The 23,878-nt window shown below is 60.0% G+C and carries 12 protein-coding genes; 7 read left to right on the plus strand and 5 right to left on the minus strand.

Going from position 1 to position 23,878, the window contains the following annotated elements; genetic code table 11:
- Window positions 1-1,496 (plus strand): vitamin B12 dependent-methionine synthase activation domain-containing protein (locus D8U71_RS22930; protein ID WP_177434935.1); only part of this gene is annotated, 1,496 nt, incomplete at its 5' end.
- Between the two features lie 48 nt (window positions 1,497-1,544).
- Here the strand turns inward: D8U71_RS22930 and D8U71_RS22935 are convergent.
- Together D8U71_RS22935 and D8U71_RS22940 are read right to left on the minus strand one after the other, a co-directional pair.
- On the minus strand, window positions 1,545-8,903 hold the full coding sequence (locus tag D8U71_RS22935) for a DUF6543 domain-containing protein (protein ID WP_130888752.1): 7,359 nt from the start codon (window positions 8,901-8,903) through the stop codon (window positions 1,545-1,547).
- Between the two features lie 133 nt (window positions 8,904-9,036).
- Complete coding sequence (locus tag D8U71_RS22940; RefSeq protein WP_130888753.1) at window positions 9,037-16,194, minus strand: DUF6543 domain-containing protein; 7,158 nt, start codon at window positions 16,192-16,194, stop codon at window positions 9,037-9,039.
- Between the two features lie 152 nt (window positions 16,195-16,346).
- On the opposite strand from D8U71_RS22940, the gene D8U71_RS22945 reads away from it, so the two are divergent.
- The 3 genes from D8U71_RS22945 to D8U71_RS22955 all read left to right on the plus strand — a co-directional run bounded on the left by D8U71_RS22945 (window position 16,347) and on the right by D8U71_RS22955 (window position 19,172).
- On the plus strand, window positions 16,347-16,565 hold the full coding sequence (locus D8U71_RS22945; protein WP_016774481.1) for a DUF2970 domain-containing protein: 219 nt from the start codon (window positions 16,347-16,349) through the stop codon (window positions 16,563-16,565).
- Window positions 16,566-17,035: 470 nt separating this feature from the next.
- Complete coding sequence (locus D8U71_RS22950; protein WP_130888754.1) at window positions 17,036-18,694, plus strand: nitrite/sulfite reductase; 1,659 nt, start codon at window positions 17,036-17,038, stop codon at window positions 18,692-18,694.
- Complete coding sequence (locus D8U71_RS22955) at window positions 18,678-19,172, plus strand: DUF934 domain-containing protein (protein ID WP_016774480.1); 495 nt, start codon at window positions 18,678-18,680, stop codon at window positions 19,170-19,172. The genes D8U71_RS22950 and D8U71_RS22955 overlap by 17 nt, the downstream gene beginning before the upstream one ends.
- Before the next feature lie 66 nt (window positions 19,173-19,238).
- On the opposite strand, the gene sohB is transcribed toward D8U71_RS22955, so the two are convergent.
- Entirely contained in the window at window positions 19,239-20,270 is a 1,032-nt protein-coding gene (gene sohB / locus D8U71_RS22960; RefSeq protein WP_016774479.1) for a protease SohB, read from the minus strand.
- A gap of 204 nt (window positions 20,271-20,474) precedes the next feature.
- Here sohB and D8U71_RS22965 point away from each other — a divergent pair, with 204 nt between their 5' ends.
- Both D8U71_RS22965 and D8U71_RS22970 read left to right on the plus strand, forming a co-directional pair.
- Entirely contained in the window at window positions 20,475-21,185 is a 711-nt protein-coding gene (locus tag D8U71_RS22965) for a histidine phosphatase family protein (RefSeq protein WP_130888755.1), read from the plus strand.
- A gap of 63 nt (window positions 21,186-21,248) precedes the next feature.
- Window positions 21,249-21,566, plus strand: coding sequence for an SCP2 sterol-binding domain-containing protein (locus D8U71_RS22970; RefSeq protein ID WP_024012726.1), 318 nt, complete (start codon window positions 21,249-21,251; stop codon window positions 21,564-21,566).
- A 104-nt stretch (window positions 21,567-21,670) separates the two neighbouring features.
- On the opposite strand, the gene D8U71_RS22975 is transcribed toward D8U71_RS22970, so the two are convergent.
- Together D8U71_RS22975 and D8U71_RS22980 are read right to left on the minus strand one after the other, a co-directional pair.
- The gene (locus D8U71_RS22975) at window positions 21,671-22,165 is read right to left on the minus strand and encodes an RES domain-containing protein (RefSeq protein WP_039758650.1); all 495 of its coding nucleotides are present in this window, start codon (window positions 22,163-22,165) and stop codon (window positions 21,671-21,673) included.
- Window positions 22,162-22,638 (minus strand): MbcA/ParS/Xre antitoxin family protein, encoded by a 477-nt coding sequence (locus D8U71_RS22980; RefSeq protein ID WP_130888756.1) that lies wholly within the window; start codon window positions 22,636-22,638, stop codon window positions 22,162-22,164. Before D8U71_RS22980 ends, D8U71_RS22975 begins: the two co-directional genes overlap by 4 nt.
- 350 nt (window positions 22,639-22,988) lie before the next feature.
- Between D8U71_RS22980 and D8U71_RS22985 the strand changes: the two genes are divergently transcribed.
- Window positions 22,989-23,852 (plus strand): LysR family transcriptional regulator, encoded by an 864-nt coding sequence (locus D8U71_RS22985; protein WP_024012724.1) that lies wholly within the window; start codon window positions 22,989-22,991, stop codon window positions 23,850-23,852.
- Window positions 23,853-23,878: the final 26 nt, after the last annotated feature.

Here is a 23,878-nt window from a genome sequence, read left to right on the forward strand (position 1 = left end):
TGGAGAAAGGCGACAAGCCGGAAGCCAAGGGCAAGATCCTCATGGCCACGGTCAAAGGCGATGTGCACGACATCGGCAAGAACATCGTCGGCGTGGTGCTCGGTTGCAACGGCTATGACATTGTCGACCTCGGCGTGATGGTTCCGGCCGAAAAGATCCTGCAGGTCGCCAAAGAAGAAAAGTGCGACATCATCGGCCTCTCCGGCCTGATCACGCCGTCGCTGGACGAGATGGTCCACGTTGCCCGCGAAATGCAGCGTCAGGATTTCCACCTGCCACTGATGATCGGTGGCGCGACGACGTCGAAAGCGCACACCGCGGTGAAGATCGAGCCGAAGTACAGCAACGATGCCGTGGTCTACGTGACCGACGCCTCGCGCGCCGTCGGCGTGGCGACACAGTTGTTGTCCAAGGAACTCAAGGCCGGTTTCGTCGAGAAGACCCGCCTGGAATACATCGACGTGCGCGAGCGTACGTCCAATCGCAGCGCCCGTACTGAACGCCTGAGCTACGCCGCCGCGATCGCGAAGAAGCCGCAATTCGACTGGGCCAATTATCAGCCAGTGAAACCGACCTTCACCGGCAGCAAGGTGCTCGACAACATCGATTTGAAGGTACTGGCCGAGTACATCGATTGGACACCGTTCTTCATTTCCTGGGATCTGGCCGGCAAATTCCCGCGCATCCTCGAAGACGAAGTGGTCGGTGAAGCCGCCACTGCGCTGTACAAGGACGCGCAGGAAATGCTCGCTAAGCTCATCGACGAAAAACTCATCAGCGCCCGTGCGGTGTTCGGTTTCTGGCCGGCCAATCAGGTCAACGAAGACGACATCGAGCTGTACGACGACAACGGCAAGCCGCTGGCCAAGCTGCATCACTTGCGTCAGCAGATCATCAAGACCGACGGCAAGCCGAACTTCTGCCTCGCCGACTTCGTGGCGCCGAAGGACAGCGAAGTCACCGACTATGTCGGCGGCTTTATCACCACCGCTGGCATCGGTGCCGAAGAAGTGGCCAAGGCCTATCAGGACGCGGGCGACGACTACAACTCGATCATGGTCAAGGCCCTCGCCGACCGCTTGGCCGAAGCCTGCGCCGAATGGCTGCACCAGCAAGTGCGTAAAGAACACTGGGGTTACGCCAAGGACGAGACCCTGGATAACGATGCGCTGATCAAAGAGCAGTACCGTGGCATCCGCCCTGCTCCCGGCTACCCGGCCTGCCCGGATCACACCGAGAAAGCCGCGCTGTTCACCCTGCTCGATCCAGAGGCTGCCGAAATGCGCGCCGGGCGCAGTGGCGTGTTCCTCACCGAACACTACGCAATGTTCCCCGCCGCAGCGGTCAGCGGCTGGTACTTCGCCCATCCGCAGGCGCAGTACTTTGCCGTGGGCAAGATCGACAAGGATCAAGTGCAGAGCTACACCGCGCGCAAAGGCCAGGACCTGAGCGTGACCGAGCGTTGGCTGGCGCCAAATCTGGGTTACGACAGCTGATCGGGCCGCGGACCTGGGAGCGCGCTGCTCCCAGGTCTGCTCGATCAGTCAGTCACGGCGCCACGAAGGCCCGGGTTTCGGTGAAGACGGGGCCGATGGCGACGCTCCCGCATCCTGCGACGCCAGGCTCTCCAGTTCTGTGCGAGTCAAAGCCTTGAGTTTCTCGATGCGCGCGTCCGCCAGTTCGATTTCAAGCACCCTCATCGCATCCAGATAATCGCTGTTTTCTCTGTCCGGGTAGGCATCCTCGACCGCTTCGTGCCGCCTGGTAGCGTCGCGTTCAAGTGCCTCGAACGCCTCGGCGTGGCGATCCTGCAGATAGCGGATCCAGTAGTCCCGCGCAATCAGATCCTCCAGAAAGATGGGTGATGCCTCGTCCGCGAGAACCGAGGCACGCGCATTGAGCAATCGTCGCCCGCGAATCGGTGAGGCGTACAACATGTGTTCGGGTTGCGCCGGCAACTCCAGGTCGTCCGGCCAGCCGCGTGTCATGGCGATGCGGTATTGCAGGCGGACTTCCGCGCGATCCTTGTTCCTGGCGGCGGCTTCGGCCAGTCGATCCACCCTTTCCAGGCGAAACAGCCGTCGAGTCAGATCGAGCAGCGCTCTGCCGCGTTGCAGCTGACGATGCCGCGGAATGTCGCGCAGAGCGTTGTATTCGTAGACGCGGGTCTCCAGTTCGCTGAACGACAGGATCCGGCCATCGGGGCACGTGCCGTGGGTTTCGGCGTTGAAAAACAACAGCTCGCGCAGTTCAGCGTTTTCCGTGGCAGCCTGGATCACTTGCCAGACCCGGTGGGTCAGATCGGCACCGGCAAACCTGAATTCCAGGGTGTCGGGCAAGGTCGAGAGCAAATGAAAGAACGCCTCATGGTTGGCCTGTCGAGCCAATTGCAGCCATAGCGCTTGCCGCGCTGCACGCGCATCTGCATGCGTATAGGTCATCCATATATCCATCGCCGGCGCCGCCACGTCCTGCGCCGGATTGGCAATCACCTCCGCAGCCTCCACACCGGCATGCATATCCACGGGCCTGCTACTGCTACCGCCACCGCCTCCGCCACGCGGATCATCACCATCGTCGCTATCGGAGTCGGGGTCCGAACCCCGATCCGAATCCGATTCGGATCCGCTATCGCTTTCCGAGTCGCTCATACGCTCGGCGATCAAGCGCTGCAAGGACTCCGGCGTGTAGCCCAGCACGTCACTGCCGCCATGCGCGACGCTGTAGTCCCTGATCTGCTCCAATGCGTTAAGCGACAGCGAGTTCTCCGACAGATCGGTGCCTGCCACGAGCGCCTCATGATTGCCGCCCAACAGCCGGTCCGGGAAAACCATGACGTTGTTGCCCGACAGGTCCAGCCTTTGCAGATGCGCCAGTTCAAGCACGCCTTCAGGCCAGAAATCCAGGCCGTTCTGGCCGAGGTTGAGGGTTTGCAGACTGCTGAAAGTTCCGGCGTTGAATTCTTCCAGCTGATTGTGACTGAGGTCGAGCCAGCGCAGCCGCGCCCCGCTCGCGTGCTGATACACCGATTGCGCCACGGCCAGGCGATTGCCGCTCAATTCCAGCCGTTCGAGCCGGCTAAGACTGCCGACAGCGTCCGGCAGGCGTGCCAGGCCCGTGCCATTGAGCATCAGCGTGGTCAACTCAGGAAACGCCGGGCAGAAGAGGTTGAAACTCTCGACGGAAAATTTGGCCCCGGTGAGGTCGAGCGTCCGCACATGGGAAAACACGTTCGACAGCGCAGGCAAATCACCCAAGCCGCCCGCTGACAGGCTCAGCGTCCGTCCGGCGGATTCGGTATGGCCGGTGAGCCCGTCCCGCCAGCAAGCGCGGATCCTGGAGGCATCAAAGAATCTTGTTGACGACGCCCCTTCACCAGCCCCTTGCGCCGGGTTGAAGATCCAGCCGTTCAACTCACGCGTCAACGCCTCGTTACTTGCTCGCCACTGATTCAGTCTGCCGACCATTTGCTCAGGGGACAGGCCTTCAGTGCGTAAACGCTCAACGCTGGCCTGGGCCTTTTCAAGCGACAGTGACGGAAAGATTTCCAGCACTGCGCGATGCATGTCGGTGCCTTGCTGAATGACCGAGACAGATGGCAGTGGCAAGAGATGAGCGGCGCGATTGAGTGCCGTGTCAGGCGTGGCACCGCTGGAACCGGCGGGTATCGATGGCGCTTGCGATTCGAACCGTTGCAGCGCCCCTTCGGGCAAACCCAAGGTCATTTCGATACGTCGCTGCGCCGCCTTTAGGCTTGCTTCGCCGCTGACACTGAAGCGGTTGTTCAGCAGCCGGGTCTTGAGCAGCACAGCGTTGTCGGCAAGCACGTGATCGGGGAGCGAGCCGATGGTGTTATGCCGCAAATCCATTGCTTGCAAATGCGCCAGGCTCTCCGCCCCCTTCGGCCACACATTGAGCCCGTTTGAGCTGAGGTTGAGCGTCCTGAGGCCGGTCAGGCGAGAAACGTCCAGTGTGTCCAGCCGATTGAGGCGGGCATTGAGATGCTCGAGATTGCTCAGCGCGTCGAATTGATCTTGCACCTCAGGGGTCACGGCGATTCGGTTGAAAGACAGGTCCAGCTGTGTGAGCCGGGGCAAATCGGCTGGCCGCACCGGCACTTCGGTCAATCCGCAGGCGGTGACCTCCAGGCTTGTGGCGCCACTGAACGCCTGGAGAAAGCCGCGGATTTGTTCGACCGGCACAGTCAAGCGGTCCAGCCGAACCCGCTGTACATGAGCAAACGTACCGGCCGGCAATTGCGGCAGCTCACTCACCGACTCCGCGCCCAGCGCCCAGGCGGTGTCAACCAGTTCAAACATGCTGGCGTCGTCCAGATCGCTGGCGGATATCCAGTCCTCAGCATTGAAGGGACGAACGTCATCGTTCAAGCGATAACGCCGGCGTATGGCCGCGCGCCAGTTTTTTTCCAGTGCACGAACCACCCGGGCATTGGGCGGCGCTTGCCAGCGCGCTGCCGGCGTCGCCGTACGCAACTCTGCGGATGCGCTGGCCTCGTAGAACTGGCGGAAAATTGCGCTGTGCTCCACGCGCAGAATCTCCACGGCTCCAAGTCGGGTCTCCGGTGTGTTCCACAGACTCATGATGCGCTGAGGTAACGGGTTGAGACGGCCGGCCTCACCCGTCAGAAACTGCAGTTCCCCGGCGCAGTAGCGGCGGACCATCAAGTCCAGATCAACCAGATGCCCCCATTCCCCCATGTAGTTTTTCACATAGTCGTAAGCCGGTTTGAACGCTCCGTGGGAGAACCTCGACCAGTCCAGGGACAAACCGGCCCAGAGTCTCTCGTGCCCGACATAAAGGGTCTGTGGAAGGGATGCGATGGCGGTCTGCGTCAGATCCAGACGCTCCAGCTCAGGCAGTTGTTCCACATAAGTCGGCCACTGCGTCAGGCCCGGCGCTTCAATCTTGAGTTTCTTCAGTCGTTCAAGGGGAGCCAGGTCCAGCTCGGGCGGGCTGCCTGCGCCGCCGGGAAAATCGAGATGAAGCTCCTCAACCGCGGTCAGGCTACGCAATCTTGTCGACAGATCGGCAGCCATCACCCGCGCTGGCGTTCGGAACTTGAGCTTTTTTAACGCGGACATGCGAGTCACGCTCAGGGGCAACGTCGTCAGTGACTGCTCGTGCTCCATGTAGGTGCCGAACAGACTGCCCCGCTCCCCCAGCGACAACTTTTCGATATTGGCAAATCGCGTCAGGAAGGCATCGGCGTTGGCGTCGGTCAAACCTCCGCCGCCAATCGACAGTTCACGCACGTGAGCAAAGTCGACGGTCATCTCTGGCAGAGGATCGTAGGTGAGAATCGAGAGTTGATCGGCACCCGCGACCCCAGTGGACAAAGCGTTGCGCCAGCAGGTTTTCAGCGCTTGCGCGGTGCGAAACTTGTAATTCGTTCCGGAGCGTTCCCAGGGCGCCGCCGTCGCTGTCCCCGCCCATTCATCCAGCGTCGCATTGAGCTGTTCCCACTCACGCCGACGTGATTGCAACAGCTCGAAAATGGCCCGGTCGTTTTTTCCTGCCCGATACTGGTCAAGGAGAAAGCCACGAGCCTGTTCGTCGCTCAATTGCGGGTAGATATCCTGGATGTGAGCCAGCAGGTTCGGTGCCAATCCCGCGCCGCGTCCACTGGCGGGATAACCGATCAAGGTAGCGTTCACCCGCACCGGGGGCTTTATCCACTTGACCTGAGGTGCCAGCAACGCGGGTGCATCAGCCTGGTGCTGGTCGGCGTGATCGATGATCTTTGCTTGCAACTCTGCGGACTGCCCGACCTCAGGGACACCGAGGCCGCGGCGCGCATGATCAGGCAGGGCATGCATGATCGACGAGTAAAAATTGTCGCCGTCGCGAGGCAGGCTGTTGAGTGCCTCACCGCGCTCGTTGTATGCCTGAAACTGAACGCCTGTTTTGATCAGGTATTTTTTCTCGCCGGCGGTTTCACTGCCGATGCTGTCGAGCAGCATGCCGGCGTCGTGGCCTTCGCGTACTTCAATGCGAAGGCTGTCGGGCCAACCCGCCAATTGCTCCAGCGTGTGCAACGCCAGGCGCCGGCTGTCCGCAGACGCGACGTTTTCGCTGCGCAGACCGGCATATGCCGCTACCTGTCGACTTTGCCGCGCGTACCAGCGGGCCTCCTCCAACAGGCGCAGCGGTACTCGTTGCCCTGAGCCGAGTCGCTGAAGATCATCGGGTCGACCATGTGCCAGCACCGTTCGCGCCGCCGGTTCACTGAGTCCCGGGCAGGCCTTCTGCAAGCGCGCAACCTGCGGATCGACGGGGTCGGTGCCCGAATGAATGCTGTCGTAGATCGCCGGCTGGCGGGTGTTGGCGTAGTCGGCGATCTGCTTGCCAAATTCTGCCGGTCGGCCATCGCGCACGCGTGCCCCCTGCTCGCCGAGGAGCCGAGTGATTTCTGACTCGTCCAGCCCTGCGAGAATACGTGCTGGCAGTTCACCGCTGAAGATATCGGCCCGCGATATCTGAATGGGTGGCTTGACGCCGACATCGCGAAACCGCCGCGCGGCGCCATACCTGACGAACTTGCCGGACAATTGCTCGCCGTCGAAGACTTCCAGCACCCGGTTCTCCGGCCAGCGCGGCATTTCGGTGATCAGCGGCAACGCGTAGAGGTACAGTTCATCGATCGGTTTGGTCCCGCGCAACTGCTCGACAACCAGTGCTGCGTTGCCATCTGCTTGCATCATGCGCATGGCCTGGGTCAGTTCCGGTGGTGGCAGCGAAGAATCAATGTGCATCTTGCGCAGCGCGGCTTCACTGACACCGCTGATATCGGCAGCCTTGATCAGCTGTGCATCGGAAAACGCTTCGGTTGCATGGCCGATGCGCCGCAACAGGGTCAGACGATCCCAATCCTGCGGACGTTCCAAAGTATGGCGCCAGGCACCGCTTCCATTGCTGTGGAGCACCGGCTGCCAGGCGTTGATGTCGGTCGGATGGCTGATCCGCCATTTGCCGATCGATTCATCGAAAAACTGCTCATAGACCTTGCCGCTCTGGCGAATATAGGTTTTACCCTCAAGCACGTGCTGGCCGGCACTGTTTGGCCCGGGACTGACAGGCAGTGCGACAGCCGACTCGTAAGCGCTCAGGTCGGGTTTCCACAGCCGGGTTTCGCCGTTGGGCAACTTCACCGGATGCAGACTTTCAATGACCGGCACGGCTTTGGCGCTTGAGATTTTCCTTACTGCGGCGCCCACACCGGCCATCAGCGCAACCTGCGCAAGGTTTTCCGCCACATCGATCAAATGATCCTTGGCCGCCCGCCGATCGCCCTCGGCCCATTCGATTGCGCCCTCAAGCGTTTCATAGAGCAGTTGCCCGGCCATCACCACCATCATCACTTCGCCCAACACAGGCACGAACATCGAGACCATGTTCAGACCGAGCATGCCAAGTTGCATCAGATGCGCCAGTTTGGCGTCCCTTGCTCGCGCGTCTACCTCGGCAGTCGGTACCGCATGGCTTCGGGCATCATCGATCAGCTTGGTGCGGTTTTGGCTATAGAGGTATTGCCACAGGTCCTCGTTGGGAGCCCAAAGTCCCTGCCCCTTGCGTCCCAGGGTGGACGGTGCGATGTAAGGGTCCGCCACTGGCTCCCATTTGACCTGGCGTTCGGGCGGTACCTGCTGAATGCGGGTGAACGCCGAGCCGGCGGTGAAGCCCTGCAGCACCGACAGCCATGGCGAACGCAGCAGATCCCAGCCATCGCCGGGTGAGTCAGCCGCCTTCTGCCTGAACTGGCTGAAATACTCGGGACGCTGGTCATAAGGCAGAAACTGGCTGAGAAAGCGCTGGTAGGCGGTGGGCTCCGCGCCCGTCTGTTGCAAAGCGTCGCGTGCAGTAAGCAAGCGTTTGAGTTCGTCGCGCATCTGCTGGAACGTGTAGCGCTTGAGCGGGTGTTCAGGATCGTGCGGGATGTAAAGAATCAGTTCGTCGGTATAGCGGTATTTCTCGCAGATGACGAACGCGACGCAGCCGGTGAGTCTTTTTTTCATCAACCCCAGGTCCTTGAACCAGACCTGTTTTTTACCCATCCAGGGATGCATCTCGCCGTCAATCACCGAGACGATCATCGCGTGATCCGCCGCCTCGATATCCTTTTGCAACAGCGCCTGCTCGGCCGCAGCGCGCAGCGTCGCCTTCTGCGCGGCAATGAAGCGTTCGGCAAGCACTGCCTCCGCCACCGCCTCCTCAGGATGAAAAAATTCTTGCAGGTAAGTCTGGTATTGCTGGCCGATATCCAGATCGCGGCACAGGTGCAGAAACTGGCTGACCGAAATACCGATGCTCACATGGTCGAACGTCTGCGCCGTGGACCCTGCCACCACAAAACCTGAGCTCGAATGGTAGGTCCCTTCGCATTCGCCAGCTTCGAAGTTGTGCAGTGCGGCTTCCAGCAGCGTTAGCTTGAGCACCTCGAATGAGGCCAGTTCGATTTGCTGGATACCCATCTCCACCGGGCGGCGCAGACACAGCAGCGTTTTGTCGACATCGATATCCAGCGAGTGTTTGTCTTTCAGCGCTTTGATGACTAATGGCCGGGCAAACGTCTCGACGTCCTGAAGTTTCGCCATGCGCTTGTCAAGACTGTTCTGGGCGATGACACTGGCCTTGAACGTGTCGTCCACGGTTTTGCGCTGGGCCGGCGTCGCATCCTGGTACCAGGCTGGCAATGCTGTCGCAACCGCCTTGAAGGCTTCGCGCCGTTGCGGCGAAGCGTCGGTCAACCATTGCGGGATCGAAGCTTCGAGAAATTCGCCGTGCAGGCTTTGCGTTGCAACGAGCTTTACTGACTGACTGGCGTCTGCCGGCTGATCGGTCGACGCAGGCTGCGTCGACACGGGTTTTGGGGAAATAGCGATCATGGTCACTCCTTGTTGATGGAGCGTTCAGCAAACCATGTCGCGTTATCGCTTCTGCGTTATCCGGGTATTGCGCAACCAGCAGTGGTAAGCGGATGTGACTTGGCCTGCCTCGGACCGCCTCAGCAGGGTGCCCTCAGGAACCGGATGTTGGTGGCAGGCGGCCGGGTTGTTCAGATTCCGCGGCGAAGCTGTTCAGCTCGCTGATCACCCGGCGTGTCAGCTCGGCGCGTTTCTGTGTGCGCAGCACGTCCATGGCCTTGCCCAACCTGTTCAGCTCAAGGTCGTATTCCTCGGAACTCAGTTCATGGCGGGCGAGACGCTGATTGAGCTGGTCCCACAGTTGCTGGCGTCGCTCGTCAACCGCAACGTCCAGCGCGGCCATCTCTTGTGGGTGAAGATCTTGCAGGTAAGAGATCCAGTAGTCGCGCTCTGCCATGCTTACGGACAGCGCATCGGTGCCCTCTGCCTCAAGAATCGAGGCGCGGGTGTACTCCAGCAGTTCCTCACTCAGCGGAACGTCATAAATCATCGACGCGGGCTGGCCCGGTAAATCGACACCGTCGCCCCAGCCGCCCGTCAAACCGATACGATATTTAAGGCGCACTTCAGCACGATCCATACCCAGACCGGCAGCTTCAGCCAGCGTCTCGACGCGATCCAGGCGAAACAGTTGCCGCGACAGACGCAGCAGCGCCCGACCTCTGGACGCCATTCGATTCAACGGTATGTCACGCAACTGGTGATAGACCGCGACCCGCACTTCCAAATCACTGAATGTCAGAATCCGCCCGTCCGGACAGGTGCCGTGGGTCTCGGCGCCCTGAAACAACAGTTGCCGCAGTTCGGTATTTTCCTCAGCGGCCTCCATGACACGCCAGACTCTTTGCGTCAGATCGCCTCGCAACAGCCTGTAGTCCTGCGTATCGAGCAACAAGCGCAGCAACTGGAAAAACCGCTCGTGATTCGGCTCTTGCGCCAATTGCCCCCAGAGCTCGGTTCTGCGCGCAACCCACTGCGGATCGCTGTCCACAAGCCACGGATCGCGTGAGCGTGGCGCGACATCGTTGGCTGGGTCAAAAACTTTCTCGGCGGGAAATACCTGCGCATGGGGATCGTCGACAACGCCGCCAGCGTTATCGGTTGGAGCACCGTCTTCGGGAATCCCGAACAGATCACCGAACACCTGACGGTTGATCATCGTCTCAATCTGCGCGCGCGTCATGCCCAGCACATGCGGTATGGCGCGCTCGCGGCTGTAACGCCTGAGGTCTTGCAATGCAGAAAGCGACAAATTGCGGTTTTCTGACAGATCCGAGCCTGCGATCAAACCCGAATGATCGCCATCGAAAAGCGCCGTGGGGATTTCCGCGATTGCGTTACCGCTGAGGTTCAGGGCCTGCAACCCGGGCGCCCGCAACACACCGTCAGGCCATTCGCTCAGTTGGTTGTAGCGCAGATCCAGAGACTCGATCACGCCATAATCGGGCGGATTGAAAACCCGAAGTTCGTTGTAACTCAAATCCAGCGTGCGCAGCCGCGCGTTGCCCAGCAAACGGTAAACACTCGTCGCACTGCGCAAGCTGCAATACTGCATGTCCAGGCGCGTGAGATGACGCATGTGCAGCACCGGCGCAGGCACCGCGCCCAATTCGTTACCACTCAGATACAAAGTCTCGAGGTCGGGAAAACCGTCGAGAAAACCCGCGCTCCCCCGCGCCGTGATCCCTGCACCGCTCAGATCGAGCGTCGTCACGCCCGGAAACTGCACCACAAGCGTCGGCAGTTCTCCGGTCTGCAATCCTGCCAATTCGAGCTCCAGGCCATCGCCGCCGGGGTGCCGGGTCAGGGTGTCGCGCCACGTCTCGCTGATTCGCCGGGCCACCAGCGAACGCACTTGCGCACTGACCAGGACAGTGTTCGTTCGTACTTCCCTGGTATAGAGCCAATCGTTCAACTGACGGGTCAGCGCCTCGCAGCTCAAATGCCATTGGCTGATCTGCGCATCAATCTGAGCGTCATTCAAGGCCCGTGTTCGCAGCACCAGCAGACTGCGTTGCGCCCGTTCGCGATTGAGGATCACCGCCAACCGCTGCAAATGCCCCGAAGCGCCTGAACTGACAGGCGCCGGCTGCGGGAGTGGCAGCAGCAGATCACTGAACGAACCGCCGGTTTCCAACGGCGGAAAATGCTCAGGCACCGGCTCTGCGGCGAAGCGAGACAACGTGCCCTGGCCCAACCCCCGCTGCTGCTCGATGCGCTGCAGCGCCGCGTGAAAAGCTGCCTCACCATCGGCACTGAAGGCGTTGCCCGACAGATTCGTCCTCATCAATGCGTCAGGATGCGCCAGCGCTAGCGGCGACAGGGACGCGATCCGGTTGTCTCGTAAATCGAGCCATGACAGCCGTGGCAGAGTTTCCGCCCCGGTGGGCCAGGCCAGCAAATCCGTCGATCTCAGATTCAAGGCCTCGAGCCCGCTCAAAGCCGTGGCATCGAGTCGCCCAAGCGGGTTATGACTCAGGTTCAGTCGTACCAGTTGTCGCAGCGCATTGAGTTGGCGCTGGACCATTGCCGTCACCGTGATTCTGTTACCGGACACGTCGAGCCGACGCAGCGCGGGCAATTCCTGGGCTGCAAAAGGGAGCTCGGTGAACGTACATCCCTCCAGTTCAAGCGTTTCGATATGACTGAAGGCGCGAATAAAATCCCGCGCCTGGCCGGAGGGCACGTTCAGCCCTCCCAGACGCAGCGTGCGCACATGGGCGAAACTGCCGGCCGGCAACGAAGGAAGCTCGACACGGGTGGTGGCGCCGGGCAGCTCGACGAAGCTAAAGCGCTCAACGTCGGCAGACAGGCCATAGCGCTGACGAATCGCACCGTGCCAGCTGCTTTTCAGCGTATGCAACAGGTCCGCGCTGGCCCCTGTCGACCAGCGCCGCGCGGGCGCTGCATAGCGTGATCCCTGGCGCGGGGATGGCGGATAAAACGCGGCGAAGATGGCCTCATGTTCGGCCCGAAGCTGCTCGATCGCCGCCACCCTTGCCGACGGTGTTGACCAGGCCGCGTTGAATGCCTGCAGCAAAGGGTCGGCGCTATCCGGGGCGACGGCCATGCTATCGAGTTCGGCGCGGCAATAGTCACTGACCATCTGATGCACATCGAGCAGGTGGCCGCGCGGGCCGGAGTGGCGGCTGACAAACTCATAGGCCCGGCGGAACGTCGCTGGGGTGACACGTGACCAATCCAGCGATAACCCGGCCCAGAGTCTTTCCTGGCCGCTGTAGAGCGAGTCGGGCAAGGTTTCGATCAAGGTGTGCGTGAGGTCAAGGCGTCTGAGCTGCTGAAGTCGTTCAACGTATGCCGGCCATCGCCATAACGCTTGGGGCGCATCGATGCGTAATCTGCGCAGTCGTGTCAGCGATTGCAGGTCAAGACCATGCAAGGTGGTGGAATCGAATCCGTGATAGTCGATGCGCAGTTCCTCCAGCGAAGTCAGTCCACCCAGCCTTCGCGCAAAGCTTTCCGCGAGCAATGGCGCATCGGTAGATAAACGCAGACGTCTCAGCCCGGGCAGCCGCTCAACCGCCTCTGGCAATGTGCTAAGCGGTCGGGTGACAGGTGTCTGGCCATAGTGCCTCAATTCACCGAGCCATAAATCGGTGACATTCGGGAACGCCGCCAGAAACCCGTCCGCATTGGCGTCGGTTATGCCGATGCCGGTGATGGCCAGTTCACGCACGTGGGGAAAGCCTGTACTCAGCTCGGGCAATGGCGTGTCGCAATGGATTGTCAGGCGGGCCGCCTCCGCCGCCTGCCCGTCCAGCGGACCATTACGCCATGTCTCTCGCAGTGTCTGTGCCAGTTGCGCCCTGTGCGTTGCAGTGCGGCTATCACTCGGCGCTGCCTGCCATCGCTCAAGTGCAACGTTCAACGCGTCCCAATCCTGGCGGCGAGATTCCAGTTCGAGCTGAATCTGCGTTTCACTCTGGCCGTGTTGCCGGGCGAGAAATGCCCGTGCCTGGCGCGACTCGGGGTATAGATGCGCAATGCGTGATTCGAGGGATGGATTGAGGCCTGTACCACGGCCACTGGCGTAATAACCCAGCAGTCGTGCGCCCACGCGTACCGGCGGTTTGAACCACTTTGCAGCCGGCGACAGCAATCGCGCAGCTTCGGCTCGATGAAGGTGGACCGATTCGATGATTTTCTGTTGCAGCTCACCATGGGCGTTGCCGACAGACAATCCGATTGATGAACGTGTGTCCTCAGGCAACGCGTGCATGAGCGAACTGTAAAAGCTGTCCTGGACCCTCGAGACTCTGTTCAATGCCTGGGCGTGATCATTGAACGCTTGATAGAAGGGTCCGTTTTTCACCAGATAGCGTCTAACCGGCGCCATCGGCTCGCCGATGCTGTCGAGCAAGGTGCCAGTCACGCTCCCCTCGCGAATTTCCACACGCAGCGAGTGCGGCCAGCCAGACAATTGTTCCAGCGCGTGCAAAGCCAGTCGCCGACTGTCCGCCGACGCCAGGTTTTCGCTGTGCAAACCGGCAAATGCGCGGGTCTGGCGACCATGGCGGACATGCCAGCGAGCCTCTTCCAGCATTCTCAAAGGGGAACGCCCGGTCGCATCCATTCGGGCCAGCTCGTGCGTCGAAGCATGCTCGATCACATCCTGGGCAGCCACGTCGCTGAGACCGGGACATTCACGCTGCAACAGGCGCACGGGCGCACTCGACGATTCGGTACCCCGATAAAGACTGTCAAAAATCGCCGGTTGACGCGTATAGGCGTACTCGGCGAGTTGTTTGCCGAACTCATCGGGCCGTGCCGGGCGAAATTGGGCAGCCGTGCGTCCCAGCAGATAGTTGATTTCCTGCTCTTCCAACGCAGCCAGAATCCGCGCCGGCATTTCCCCGTTCAACACTTGCGTGCGTGTCAGGCGGATAGCGGGCTTTTGGCCCAAACCGGGCAGCGTATTCTGCGCACCATAGCGGATGGACGGCCCTGCTCCATGCGGATCAGCTGTCATCTCCAGAACCCGATCGGCAGGCCAACGGGGCATCTCGGTGACCAGCGGGACTGCATACAGGTAGTGCTCGTCGATGGGCCTGGCTCCGCGCAATTGCTCGACCATTTGCCTCGCCTGTGCATCGGCATCGAACAGGCGCATGGCGTCTCGCAGTTCAGGGGGCGGGGGCAACTGATTCAGATGCATCTTGCGCAGGGCGCCATCGCTGATACCGCTGATATCGGCCAGCGCCAGCAAGGTGTCATCGGAGTAACCATCGGTGAGGTGCCCGATGCGTCGCAGCAGGGTCAAGCGATCCCACGCCATGGGCTGTTCCAGGCTCAGGCGCCAGGCACCGTGGCCGTTATGGCTGAGCAACGGTTGGTAAGCCAGAGAATCGGTGGGATGTTTCATCCGCCAGTGCCCGCTGGAGCGGTCAAACGTCTGCTCATAGAGCCTGCCGCCCTGGCGCATCCAGGTTGTGCCGGCGACGCGGTACTGCCCCGCCGCGTCGGGCCGCGACAACTTGCCGGGGATGAGCGCTTGTTCATAGCCGCGCAAGGTCGGCCGCCACAGGCGCCTCTTGCCATCAGGCAGCGTCACCGGGTGCAGATCTTCGATCACCGGCTCCGGTTTAACGGCTGTCACCCGATTGAATGTTGCTCCTGCGGCGGCCATCGCGCCGATCTGCGCAAGGTTTTCAGCCACGTCGACAAGATGCGCCCTGGCGGCGTGTTTATCCCCCTCGCTCCACTCGATCACGCCTTCGACAGTTTCGTAGAGCAACTGGGCCGTCATGACAACCAGCATGATTTCGCCCAGTACCGGAACGAACATGGACGCCATGTTCAGCGCCAGCAGACCAAATTGCAGCAGCCCGGACAGCTTGGCATCGCGCGCCTTGGCGTCGACGTCGGCGGTAGGTACCGCGTGACCACGAGCGTCGTTGATGACCTTGTCACGATGTTTTTCGTACAAGTACGCCCAGAGGTCGCTATTCCTCGCCCACGGATATACCTGAAGGTGCGGCATCAACGAAACTGCCACGTAAGGATCGGTATCCGGGATCATTTTTTGATATTTCGGTGATGTCTTCCAGATCTCTACAAAAATCAACGTTGTCTGCAGAATCTTGCGCCACGGTGACGACAGCCAATCCGATGCGCCGTCTGCAGACTTTACGAATTGGCTGAAGTAATACGCACGCTTCTCATATGGGAAGAACTGACTGAAGAATCGTTGATAGGACGTAGGGGCCGTGCTGTCCGCCTGTTGCGCATCGCGAGCACTCAGCAGGCGCTTGAAGGTGTCCTGCATTTGCGTGCCGGTATAGCGCTTGAGCGGGTGTTCCGGATCGTTGGGGACGTACAGAATTACCGCGTCCACCGGGCCATACTTTTGCGCGATCTTGAACACTACACATCCGACCAGCCGGTGCCGCATCAAGCCCAGGTCTTGAAACCACACCTGCTTGTCGCCGATTCGCGGGTGCCTTTCGCCGTGGATCACCGCGAGAATCATCGCGTGATCTTCAGGTTGAATATCCTTGGTCAACAGTGCGCGTTCGGCTGCCGCGCGCATGGCCGTTTTCTGACTGGCGATGAAGTGCCGGCGCAACTTCGCTTCCGCGGCCGGATCGACCGGATGGAAAAACCTTGTCAGATAAGCCTGGTACCGGGCACCGATATCCAGTTCGCGGCACAGGTTCAGGTAGTTCCTGACCGACACATTCACCGGAACAGCCTTGAGGGCACCTTTTACGGCGGTTGCGGTTGCGAAGCCAGAGCTGCTGTGAAAGGCGCCGTAAGCACACTCATCACTTTCGAAGTTGTGCAAAGCGGCCTGGAGCATCGGCAGCGTCAATGCCTCGAATGAACCGATTTCCTCGCCGAGAATGCCAGCGCGTATTGGCCGCCTGAGGCACAACAGCGTGTTATCCAGATCCACGGCGACCTGATAGCGGTGTTCCAGCGCCTGCGCCAGGAGCGGCCGGGCGAAGGTTTCGATGTCTTTGAAGGTGGACATGGAGCGGTCCAGCCTCGTCTGAGCAATAAAACTCATCCTGTAGCTGGTATTGACCACCTGACGCTGGGCCGGCGTCGCCTGCGTGTACCAGCGTGGGAACACTGTCTGCGCCTGCTTGAGCTCGGTTTTCCTGTGCACCGGCGCCTGAATCAGCCAATGCGGCATCACGGACTCGAGCCAGGGTGCGTGAAGGCTCTCGGACGCCGCAGGTTTGAGGGGGCGCTCGGTTACGGTCGAAACGTGTGAATCGGTGGACATACATCGCTCCTGTAAATGGAGCGACAGCACATCACTGACGCCGCGCTGTCCGGCGGTACATGGCTATATCCCGTGCGCAAAAGTTGTAACGCGGCATCCGTGACCACAGCGATTGACTATGCTTCGGGGGACGATTTTTCGCAGAGGGATTTATGGACGATCCAGTCGACAACAAACCGCCGAGTTTCTGGCAGATGCTGCACAGCGTCATGGCAGCGGCGTTCGGCGTGCAAAGCGGCAAGAACCGGGAAAGGGACTTTACCCACGGCAAACCCAGCCACTTCGTGATTCTCGGCGTTTTGTTTACAGCCGTGTTTGGCCTGACGCTGTTTGCCATCGTCAAACTGGTGTTGTATCTGGCCGGGGTGTGATGGCGCCAGGCCGGGCACCGACTCGAGCTATCCGGGCCCTGGAAGAAAGGCCCGGAACGCTGATTTACTGATGGCTGACCCAGAAGACCGCTGTTCCTACAACGAGAATGATCAGGAACAAAATGGCCCACGCATCGACGCTGCTGTCGCTTTTCCTGGCTTTGGTCGGGTTGCTCATTGCATCGCCTCTTGTCGGTTTTATCGGTGATTGCACAAAGACTCGATCACAGTTAAGACGATGATTGTCCGCACGACAAACGTGGATTAGATGACCGGCATTCGCGTTAGGCGATTTGGTTCTTTACATATACTCAAACATCACTTTTGCGCATAACTGCAAACGGGTATATTGCCCCGGCTCCGTGACGGAGTGCGCGGCCGTGCGCGCAGAATTGCAGAGGCAACATCGGACTCCAGCAAGCGAAAACGCAGCGTTTTCCGAGTAGCCCAAGCCTGAGAACAGGACTTATATGTACGTATACGACGAGTACGATCAGCGGATCATCGAGGACCGCGTCAAGCAGTTCCGTGATCAGACCCGACGCTATCTGGCAGGTGAGCTGAGCGAAGAAGAATTCCGCCCCCTGCGCCTGCAAAATGGCCTGTACATCCAGCGCTTCGCGCCGATGTTGCGCGTGGCGGTGCCTTACGGCCAGCTCACTTCGCGCCAGGTGCGCATGATGGCCAAAATCGCCCGCGACTACGACAAGGGCTACGCCCACATCAGTACGCGGCAGAACGTGCAGTTCAACTGGCCTGCGGTGGAAGACATCCCGGACATCCTCGCTGAACTCGCGACCGTGCAGATGCATGCGATCCAGACCAGCGGCAACTGCCTGCGCAACGTCACTACCGACCAGTTTGCCGGTGTCGCTGCCGACGAAGTGATCGACCCGCGTCCATGGTGCGAGATCGTCCGCCAGTGGACCACGTTCCACCCGGAATTCGCCTACCTGCCGCGCAAATTCAAGATCGCCGTCAACGGCTCGACCAGCGACCGTGCTGCCATTGAAGTCCACGACATCGGCCTGGAACCTGTCTACAACGCTGCTGGCGAGCTGGGTTTCCGCGTGCTGGTTGGCGGCGGCCTCGGGCGTACGCCGGTGGTGGGCGCATTCATCAATGAATTCCTGCCTTGGCAAGACCTGCTGAGCTATCTCGACGCCATCCTGCGGGTGTACAACCGCTACGGCCGTCGCGACAACAAATACAAGGCGCGGATCAAGATCCTCGTCAAGGCGCTCACGCCTGAAGTGTTCGCGCAGAAAGTCGATGCGGAAATGGAGCACCTGCGCGGTGGCCAGACCACGCTGACCGAAGCCGAGCTGCATCGCGTCGCCAAGCATTTCGTCGACCCGGACTACAAAACCCTCGACAACCAGACTGCGCAAATGGCCGATCTGGACCAAGAGCATCCGGGTTTCGCCCGCTGGCGCAGCCGCAACACCCTGGCGCACAAGAAACCCGGCTATGTGGCTGTGACGCTGTCGTTGAAGCCGACCGGGGTTGCCCCTGGCGACATCACCGACAAGCAACTCGACGCCGTCGCCGATCTGGCCGAGCGCTACAGTTTCGGGCAACTGCGCACTTCCCACGAGCAGAACATCATTCTTGCCGACGTCGAGCAGAGTCAGTTGTTCACCCTGTGGGGCGAGTTGCGTGAAGGCGGCTTCGCTACGCCGAACATCGGCCTGCTGACCGACATCATCTGCTGCCCAGGCGGTGACTTCTGCTCGCTGGCCAACGCCAAGTCGATCCCGATTGCCGAATCGATCCAGCGTCGCTTCGATGATCTGGACTACCTGTTCGACATCGGCGAGCTGGACCTGAACATCTCCGGTTGCATGAACGCCTGCGGTCATCACCACGTCGGCCACATCGGTATTCTCGGCGTGGACAAGAAAGGCGAAGAGTTCTATCAGGTCTCCCTCGGCGGCAGCGCCAGCCGTGATGCGAGCCTGGGCAAGATCCTCGGCCCGTCCTTCGCACAGGAAGCCATGCCTGACGTGATCTCGAAGCTGATCGACGTGTACGTTGAACAACGCACCGAAGACGAGCGCTTCATCGACACTTATCAGCGTATTGGCATCGACCTCTTCAAGGAACGCGTCTATGCAGCGAATCATTAAGAACAACGAAGTCGTCGACGAAACCTGGCATCTGTTGCCGAAGGATTTCAATATCGATGAAATCAGCAACTGCGACGATCTGATCGTGCCGCTGCAGCTGTGGCGCGAACACAGCCGCATGCTCCTGGCCCGCGACGGTGGTCTGGGTGTGTGGCTGGATGCTGATGAAGAGGCCGAGGAAATCGGTGAGGACGTCGCCAAGTTTCAGGTGATCGCCTTGAACTTCCCGGCGTTTACCGACGGCCGTAACTACTCCAATGCCCGTCTGCTGCGTGACCGTTATGGTTTCAAAGGCGAGCTGCGTGCGATTGGCGATGTACTGCGGGACCAATTGTTCTACATGCATCGCTGCGGTTTCGACGCCTTTGCCATTCGCGCGGACAAAGACCCGTACGAAGCACTGGAAGGCCTCAAGGACTTCTCGGTGACTTACCAGGCTGCCGCTGACGAACCACTGCCGCTGTTCCGTCGCCGCTAAGCGTCGGACGTTTGTCGCAGACACAAAAACGCCGGTCATGTGACCGGCGTTTTTTATGCCTGCGGTTTACCAGAAGCGTTGCTGGGTAAGACGGCTCCACCAGCTCAACAGCACGCGGTCCACCGAACCGCTGGCAGCCATGCCGATGCGTTCCTGCAGGCTTTTGCGCTCGGCGTAGTGCAGATGATAGACCTCGGCCTGTTTGGCCTTCTGTGCCAGGTATTCATCGCTGGTCTTCAGTTCGTCCACCAGTTGGTTTTCCAGCGCAGCGATACCGAGCCACACCTCACCGGTAGCCACCTCATCGATCGCCAGTTGCGGGCGATAACGGGCGACGAAGTTTTTGAACAAGCGATGGGTGATGTCGAGGTCTTCCTGAAACTTCTCGCGGCCCTTTTCGGTGTTTTCGCCAAACACGGTCAGGGTGCGCTTGTACTCACCGGCGGTCAGCACTTCGAAATCGATATCGTGCTTCTTCAAAAGGCGATTGACGTTGGGCAATTGCGCGACCACGCCGATCGAACCGAGGATGGCGAACGGAGCGCTGATGATCTTGTCGCCGATGCACGCCATCATGTAACCGCCGCTGGCCGCGACCTTGTCGATGCACACGGTCAGTGGCACCCCAGCGTCGCGAATGCGCGCCAATTGTGACGACGCCAGACCGTAGCTGTGCACCATGCCGCCGCCACTTTCCAGACGCAGAACCACTTCGTCTTTCGGCGTGGCCAGGGTCAGCAGCGCGGTGATCTCGTGGCGCAGGCTTTCAGTGGCGGAAGCCTTGATATCGCCGTCGAAGTCGAGCACGAACACACGGGACTTGGTCTCAGGCTTGTTCTTCTGTTTCTTCGCGCTTTTTTCCGTTTTCGCTTCGCCCTTGCGCAATGCCTTGAGCTGATCCTTGTCGAGCAGGGTCTGCTCCAGGCGTTCACGAAGCCCCTTGTAGAAATCGTTGAGTTTGCTGACCTGCAACTGGCCCGCCGATTTGCGTCGGCCCTTGCTGCGCAATGCAGCAAAACTGGCCAGCACCACCAGAATGGCGATCACCAGCGTGACGGTCTTGGCCAGGAAGCTGGCGTATTCGGTGAAAAAATCCACAGAGACTCCTCAAAGCAATGCGTGACGGTGTATTACACGCGGAATGGCTCCAGCATACCCATGCGCCGGCTCATCGGCCAGCCGTGAAACCTCTGGCAACACGCCTGTAACGGGCATTTCAAACAAGCGTATGTTTTTTCATTGACAGCCTTACGCCATCCTCATAACCTCGCCTGACCTTCAACGTACCGGGACGACGCGGACGTGGGCAGCATCTACTTGATACGACATGGCCAGGCCTCCTTTGGTGCAGACGATTACGACGTGCTGTCGCCGACCGGTGTGCGTCAGGCAGAAATCCTCGGCCAGCACCTCGCCCACCTCGGTATCAGCTTCGATCGTTGCCTCGCCGGTGACCTGCGTCGTCAACAACACACGGCCACCAGTGCACTGCAGCAATTCAGCGCCAGAGGCCTGCCGGTTCCAGTCCTCGAAACCGATTCCGCCTTCAACGAATTCGATGCCGATGGGGTGATCCGCGCTCTGCTCCCGGCCATGCTGCCGGAAGAGCCGGAAGCCCTCGACATCCTGCGTAACGCCGCGCAGAACCGCGGTGAATTCCAGCGCATCTTCGCCCTGATCGTCGAGCGCTGGCTCGCCGGCACCTACGACACACCCGGACTGGAAAGCTGGCTGGGTTTCGTCGAACGGGTTCAGGCCGGGCTGCACCGCATCCTCGACCTGGCGGAAAAGAACCAGAAAATCGCCGTGTTTACCTCCGGCGGTACCATCACTGCCCTGCTCCACCTGATTACGCAAATGCCTGCCAGACAGGCCTTTGAATTGAACTGGCAAATCGTCAACACCTCGCTCAACCAATTGAAGTTTCGTGGTCGCGAGGTGGCTCTGGCTTCCTTCAACAGTCACGCACACCTGCAACTGCTGAAGGCCCCGGAACTCATCACTTTTCGCTGAGTCCGGCTTACTGTGACCCTGGCTGTAACCACCCAGCTCCCATGACCAAGAAAGGATCGAACCATGACCTCCGTAGCTGATGCCGTAAAAGCAATGCAAGCCAAGTTCAACCCAGCCGCCGCTGCCGGTCTGGACCTGGTCTTCGGTTTCAACATCACCGACGAAGACAAGCAATACGCACTGATCGTCAAAGACGGCACCTGCGAAATTCAGGAAGGTGAAAACCCGGACGCCAACTGCACGCTGGTGCTGGACAGCCAGACCCTGAAAGACATCGTCAGCGGCGAAACCGACGGCATGCAGGCCTTCATGGGCGGCAAGCTGCGCGTTGAAGGCGACATGATGCTGTCGATGAAACTGTCCGAGCTGTTCCCTTCGTAAGAAGCAGCCTGGCTCAAACAAATCCCGTCCTTGTGACGGGATTTGTCGTTCATGCAGGAGATCAGCGCAGGGCTCGGCTTCGCGCTCCGCTCCCGGAGGTACGATCAACCCTCCTGCAACAACCGCGTATCCAGCCCAAACCGCTCTTGCGAAACCATCCTGAACTGACCCTCCGCCAGATCGCAACTCACCAGCAAATTCCACGAGTGTCGGGTGGCCACCGACGGCACCAGAATAAATGGATGTTCAGCCAACAGTGCATCGGCGAACTTTCGCTGGTTGGGTGAGGTTTTGATCGGGGTGAGCCAATGCGGATTGGGCACATCTTCCGGTTGCACGATTCTGACGCTGGCGTCGTGGGTGATTTCAAAACAGGTCAACACATAGGGTTCCTGATCAAGCGCATCGAAGCTGCCATGGGCGGCCACCTCCAGTATCGCCGTGGAGGGGTCGACCGACGCATAAACGACTCTGCGGCCGGGCGTATTCCAGCGGCCGCCGTCCCGTTTCGATCCAAGGCCGCTGTCCCAGGTCTCGCTGTACACCTCGCGATCCAGCCGCCAGGCGTACCAGCGATCATCCCAGGGCAAGGGGTTCATTGATAAACCCCGTATTTGATCTGGTTCAGATACTCCTCCACCATCCTGAAGCCCAGCGCATGTCCAACCAGATCGAGCGGCACATAACCGTAGAAGTAAGTAGCGCGTTGCTCCAGCCATGATTCGGCCTTGGCCTGACGCCCGACTACTTCGATGGCCAGTTCCAGCGCAGCGGCATATTGGTAGGCGATCACGCTCTGCGGCGTGTCCAGGCGCACCGACGCGCCTTCCTTGAGCAGGCGTCGAACGGTTCTCACAGATTTGCCGGTGATACGTTTGACCATCTCTCCCTGTTGGTACAGCTCGGAGGTTGCGATCATGTTAACCACATCAAGCAGCTCAAATCCTTCGCTTGTGCAGCGCAGGATGAGCATCGGATCGTCGCCGGTATCCTGCCCACGCAACAGCAACTCCAGAGGTTTGCCCTCGAGCTTCTTCAAGCCCGTGAGCCGGGGCACTTTGGCGCTCGGCATGGCAACGTCCTCCGAGGGACACCTGGCGCGATCGTCGCGCCAGTAATGGCGAGGCGAGTAAGCAGGCGTATGGCTTTCAATCAGTGGGATTCGCATAGTCCATCCTTTGTCCGGGTCCAGAGCGATCTGTGCGCTCGATGACTTCAATGTCAGGACTGATCCTATAGACCCGGCGTCCGACGACCAACCTGAAAAAGTCGTCAGAAATATCCCCATATCTGATCAAAACGCTCCTGTTTCCGTAGGACTCAAACGCAATTTTCAGCGGTTCAATCCGTTGTTGCTTTCAAGTTGGGGAGAGAGCCTTTTGACTTACAATGCGCTCCACCTCCAGACACCGGCCCTGCCCCATGGACATCGACCTCGCTCGCACTTTCCTCGAAATCGTCCGTCATGGCAGCCTTGCCGCCGCCGCGCAGAAGTTGTTCGTCACGCAGACCGCCATCACCGCGCGGGTGCAGAAGCTTGAAAGCCAGTTGGGCAGTACGCTGTTCGTGCGCAATCGCGCCGGGGCGAAGTTGACGGCCAATGGCGAAGCGTTCGTGATCTACGCCAATCAACTGGTGCAGACCTGGGAAGCCGCGCGCCGCGACTTGCCGCTACCCGAGGGTTATCACAACGTTCTGCACATCGGTGGCGAGGTCAGCCTGTGCAACCCGTTGATGCTCAGTTGGGCGGCGGAACTGCGCGAGAAAATCCCCGGCCACGCACTGCGCATGGAAATCCGCGATGGCGAGAATCTGTTGCGTCAGCTCGAACTCGGTGTGCTCGATGCCGCGCTGGTTTATCAGCCGGAATACTGGCCGGGTCTGCAGGTCGAGCAAGTGCTGGAGGAAAAACTGATTCTGGTGCGCGCCCCCGAGCGTCCGGAGCCTTACGTCTACATCGATTGGGGTCCGGATTTCCGCCGTCAGCACGACGCCGCCCTGCCGGAAAAAGCCAAAGCCGCGCTGAGCTTCAACCTTGGCCCGCTGGCCTTGCAATACATCCTCGAACATGGCGGCAGCGGCTATTTCCGCACTCGGGTTGTGCGCACTTACCTGGAGACCGGAGCCCTGGAAGCCGTCACCAAAGCGCCGGAATTCGGTTATCCGACCTATCTGGTGTATTCCCGGGATCGCGACTCGGCCGTGCTGCAACAGGCCTTCGATCTGTTGCGCGAAGTGATCCGCACCGATGACGACTGGTCACAGCGCTGGAATCCGTTGAGCTGACGGACAGCCTCAGTCCAGAGCATGGC

Origin of the sequence: Pseudomonas sp. Sample_21 (assembly GCF_004307525.1) — a bacterium.
GTDB lineage: Bacteria > Pseudomonadota > Gammaproteobacteria > Pseudomonadales > Pseudomonadaceae > Aquipseudomonas > Aquipseudomonas atacamensis.